5 protein-coding genes are annotated in these 4,071 nt (G+C 66.9%); 4 read left to right on the top strand and 1 reads right to left on the bottom strand.

Going from position 1 to position 4,071, the window contains the following annotated elements; translation table 11 throughout:
• Window positions 1-95: 95 nt before the first annotated feature.
• Complete coding sequence (locus tag ACFYOS_RS36295; RefSeq protein ID WP_387151853.1) at window positions 96-281, top strand: hypothetical protein; 186 nt, start codon at window positions 96-98, stop codon at window positions 279-281.
• A 233-nt stretch (window positions 282-514) separates the two neighbouring features.
• Entirely contained in the window at window positions 515-928 is a 414-nt protein-coding gene (locus ACFYOS_RS36290) for a LysR substrate-binding domain-containing protein (protein WP_387151851.1), read from the top strand.
• 196 nt (window positions 929-1,124) lie between these two features.
• Here the strand turns inward: ACFYOS_RS36290 and ACFYOS_RS36285 are convergent, their stop codons facing one another.
• Window positions 1,125-1,868, bottom strand: a complete 744-nt coding sequence (locus tag ACFYOS_RS36285; RefSeq protein WP_387151848.1) for an SDR family NAD(P)-dependent oxidoreductase — start codon at window positions 1,866-1,868, stop codon at window positions 1,125-1,127.
• 554 nt (window positions 1,869-2,422) lie between these two features.
• On the opposite strand from ACFYOS_RS36285, the gene ACFYOS_RS36280 reads away from it, so the two are divergent.
• Together ACFYOS_RS36280 and ACFYOS_RS36275 are read left to right on the top strand one after the other, a co-directional pair.
• Window positions 2,423-2,626, top strand: a complete 204-nt coding sequence (locus tag ACFYOS_RS36280) for a hypothetical protein (RefSeq protein WP_387151845.1) — start codon at window positions 2,423-2,425, stop codon at window positions 2,624-2,626.
• Between the two features lie 83 nt (window positions 2,627-2,709).
• The gene (locus ACFYOS_RS36275; protein ID WP_387151843.1) at window positions 2,710-3,915 is read left to right on the top strand and encodes an MFS transporter; all 1,206 of its coding nucleotides are present in this window, start codon (window positions 2,710-2,712) and stop codon (window positions 3,913-3,915) included.
• Window positions 3,916-4,071: the final 156 nt, after the last annotated feature.

Raw genomic sequence — 4,071 nt, 5'->3', positions numbered from 1 at the left:
TCGGACAACACCAGCGGCGGGGTGGGACGCCCGGTCCTCGGCATCCCACCACCCTACACCCACTTATGAGGCGAACTTGCGGCGCAGCACACTAGGTGGGCGCCGGCGACGAGTACCCCGACGCGCTCGGCAAGCTCGTCGACGTCACGCTGGAGCAGCGCCAGTTGGCCAGGGCGCGCAGGGACTACGCGACGGCCGACGCGCTAGGGACGGGGCTGGCGGCGGCCGGGGGCGTCGTCGAGGACACGCCGAACGGGCCGCGCTGGTCGCTCGGTCGATGAGTTTGTCGCGGGCGGGAACCGTGGCTGGGCAAGGGATTTCCGGTGACGTTCGTCGCCGGTCTCAACCGGTCGCCGCAGCGCTGCGGGCGGCGATGCCAGCTCGCCCCCTGTACGTCGTGGACGGCGGCGACGACCGTCGTCGCCGAGGCCGTCCGGCTGGCCAGGGGCAGCGGTGTCGACGTCCACCGGCACGCTGTCGGCCGTGCCGGTCGCCCGGGCGGTGAACTTGGTCGATGGACCGGGCCGCCAGGCGGCGCGGCGGGGCGCGGCGCGTGCTCCTCGAGGTGGCCGACCTGCGGATGCTGCCGGAGTACGTGTCCGCCGGGCTCGGAGTCGCGGTAGTGCCCGACGTCGTGCCGCTCGCCGCGCCCGGCACGGCCGCGGTGCCGCTGCGCGACCCGGGCCTGACGTGGCCGCTCTCGATCGTCACCCATGGCCGCAAAGCCGCCAGCCGGGTCGCGGCCACGCATTCGTGCACCGTAACGCTCGCCCCGATCCAGCGTGACAACGTCGTCGGGACCGGACCGCACTACCTTCGAGCCGCCAACCGGAACTGTCTCGGTCTCGCCGTACACGACCGGGTAGTCGTCCCGTGTAGTGCGCAGGCCGCGATGAGCTGCTGCTCGCCGATGAACCACTCGAAGTAGCGGCCGGGGTAGGCCTTGGCGAACTGGTCGGCATGGGTGAAGTCGCTGATCTCGCCATCGAGCGCGACCACGTGCGGGTCGGCCGAGCCACGGTCTCGCCGAATTTGCTGGTGGTTTCCCCGCGGGCGCGGGCTGCGGACGCGTACGGGCACGTCCGCAGCCCCGCCGGCGTGATCCCGGCGTTACGTTTCGAGGGTCAGTTGCGGCCGGCCATGATGCCGCCGTCGACATCGACGATGGCGCCGGTCATCCAGCTCGACTTGTCCGACAGCAGGAACGACACCGCATTCGCGATGTCCTCCGGGCTGCCGACCCGCCCCAGCGGGTGGAAGCTGTCGAAGCTGCCGACGGTCTCATCGAGCTTGTCCGCTGGGACGAAGCCCAGGTACAGGGGTGTCTTCACGACCGCGGGCGCGACCGCGTTGACCCGGATGCTGTGCGGCGCCAGCTCGATCGCGAGGGCCTTAGTGAACGAGTGCAGGCCGCCCTTCTGCACGGAGTAGCCGGAGTGCGGCGTCGCCGCGATGCCCTGGTGCGCCCACATCGAGCCGATGTTGACGATGGCGCCGCCCCGGCCCCCGGCGACCATGCCCGCGACGACGGTCTGCGTTATGAAGAACAGCGCGCGGTTCAGTTCGTTGTACGAGTCGTAGAAGGCTTCGTCGTACTCGCTGAACGCCTTCGGGATGAAGAAACCCGCGGCATTGACGAGCAGGGTCGCGTCGGCGTGCTCGGCGGCGAGCTGCTTTCGGACCTCGGGCACCTGGTCGCGGTCGGTCAGCTCGGCTGTGATGCCCCATGCCTTTCCGTTCTGCGACAAGGCTTCGACCGCGGCCCCGACCTTGTCCTGGTCTCGGCCCGTGATCACGGCGGTGCCACCCCCGGCGACCACCTGGTGGGCCGTGGCGAGGCCCATGCCGCTGCTGCCGCCGACGACCACGACCTTACGGCCCTCGAAACTCTCACTCATGACAGTTGTTCCTTCCACACCGAATCGCGATTCGTGTTGACAGCACCCAGCCCCCCGGGAGTGGCGCGACGTCCGTAGAACTGGGCGCCGGTGGGCAAGTCGGACAGTTCGTCGCTAGCGGAGGCACCCAGTCGGACGCCCCGAACCTAGTCGCGATAGAACTGGTCGGTCAAGTCCACTCTTGGGGTCAAGCGGGTGCTACTGTGGCGGCAACGATGCCCCAGTCCACCCACCATAACGACGGCACTCAGCCAGCCACTTCCGGAATTCTTTTCCGGACTTAATAGTCCACAAAAGGTAGGGGCCGCAGGAATACAACCGGCCCGTAGGGTGTCTGTACATTTGCGCGTCCAGGTGCGTTTCACCTCATTCCCCGGCTTCGCGCCGAAAGGCCCGGAAGGGCGAGCTGTGCCCCAGCAGTGTGCGACTCTGTTGCCTAATTCTGTCTATGCCGCGAGGGTGAGATCGAGCCTGCTCAGGTGGGTCGTTCGGGTGCGACCGCGCCGGACCCGAAGCGTGCAGCCGTGGCTAAGTTCGCGCAGCACGTGATCGAGACGCGCGACCAGGTCAGCGACGCAGATATCGCCGCCGCGCGCGACGTCGGTTACACGGCCGCCGAGACCCGGGCGATCGTCACGATCACGGGCGTAGTGCCCCTCACGAACTACCTCAACAACGTCAACGACACCATCGTCGATATACCCGACGCGGGCGCCCAGGCGCCCTGACAACGGCGCCCTCTGGACTCGCCGTCGTTCTTCCACATGCCACAGCCAATGGGTGTCGATCCACCTCCTCTGAAAGGGACCTCATGACCAACGTTGCAGCCCCACGCCTCTTGCCCGATACTCCCGGTCGGCACACCAGGGCGTGGTGGGGCGTCTCGTCACTTTCCCTGGCGATCCTCGCACTCGTCACAACGGAGTTCCTTCCCGCAAGCCTTCTCTCCCCGATGTCAGCTGATCTAGACGTCTCCGCCGGAACCATGGGGCAGATCGTGACGGCGACCGCACTGGTGGGCGCGATCGCCGGGCCAACTCTGGCGCCGCTGCTACCTCGAGCTGACCGCAAGCGCGTACTGATCATCCTGATGATGGTCGCGATCGCATCGAACGTCGTCAGCGCGCTCGCACCGTCCTTCATCGTGCTCGTAATCGCCCGCCTCGCACTGGGCGCATCGATTGCCGGTTTTTGGGGCATGGCTCTCGCCGTTGTCGCCGTCCTCGTTCCGAAGGACACAATCGGCCGCGCGATGACACTTGTGACACTCGGTGGCACCGTCGCGACCGTCGCAGCGGTGCCCGTCGGCGCATATCTGGGTGAACTCTTGAACTGGCGCGTCGTGTTCCTCCTGGCCGCGGTGCTCGCCCTGATCGCACTGGCAGTGCAGTGGTTCGCTCTGCCTCAGGTGCCGCCCGCACCGTCTCAAGGCTTCACCGTCGTCATGGAGACGCTTCGTCGTCCAGTTGTCGCTATCCCGCTGTTCGCCGTGGTTCTCATCGCTTTCGGGCACTTCGCCGGCTTCACCTATATCCGTTTGGCGATCGATACGTTGCCCGGCGCAACAGGCGAGGCGGTACCACTGCTGTTGTTTGTCTTCGGTGTCGCAGGTGTGCTCGGCAACATGCTCGTTGGATGGCTCGTCGACACACATCTGCGCCTGGTGGGCGCACTCGCGCCACTGCTGATCGCTGCGAGCCTCGCAGGGATGGTTCTCCTCGGACTCTCGGTCGTGAGCGTCGCGGTACCGATCACCATCTGGGGTGCAGCTTGGGGAATGTTCCCGACCATCGCCAACTCGTGGGTCGCGCGTGTTGCACCTGATCGACTCGAGTCGGTCGGAGCGCTCACTGTCACCATGTTCCAGGTGGGCATCACCTTGGGCGCGATCGGAGGCGGACTGCTGGTCGACAATGTAGACGTTGACGCCGCACTCACGACCGGCGCGGTCGCCGCAGTTGCCGGCGGACTGGTTCTCGTGTCACGTCGCCCCGTCCAGCAGACCTCCCATCGGTAGATCGTGGCACGCGAACCACGCTGCCGCAGGGGGAATGGGCCTCTGATCATCGGGCTCCGTGCTAGGCCGTGTCTCGTAGATCTTTGGTGAGGTCGCGGAGCCAGATGCGGATGGACGCGACCTCGATGGTGCCGTTGTAGACGTAGTCGCGCTTGT

The sequence above is a fragment of the Micromonospora sp. NPDC005806 genome (assembly GCF_042871425.1).
Taxonomy (GTDB): domain Bacteria; phylum Actinomycetota; class Actinomycetes; order Mycobacteriales; family Micromonosporaceae; genus Micromonospora.
The sequence above is the reverse complement of the archived record's forward strand: the minus strand, read 5'-3'. Positions and strand labels throughout refer to the sequence as shown.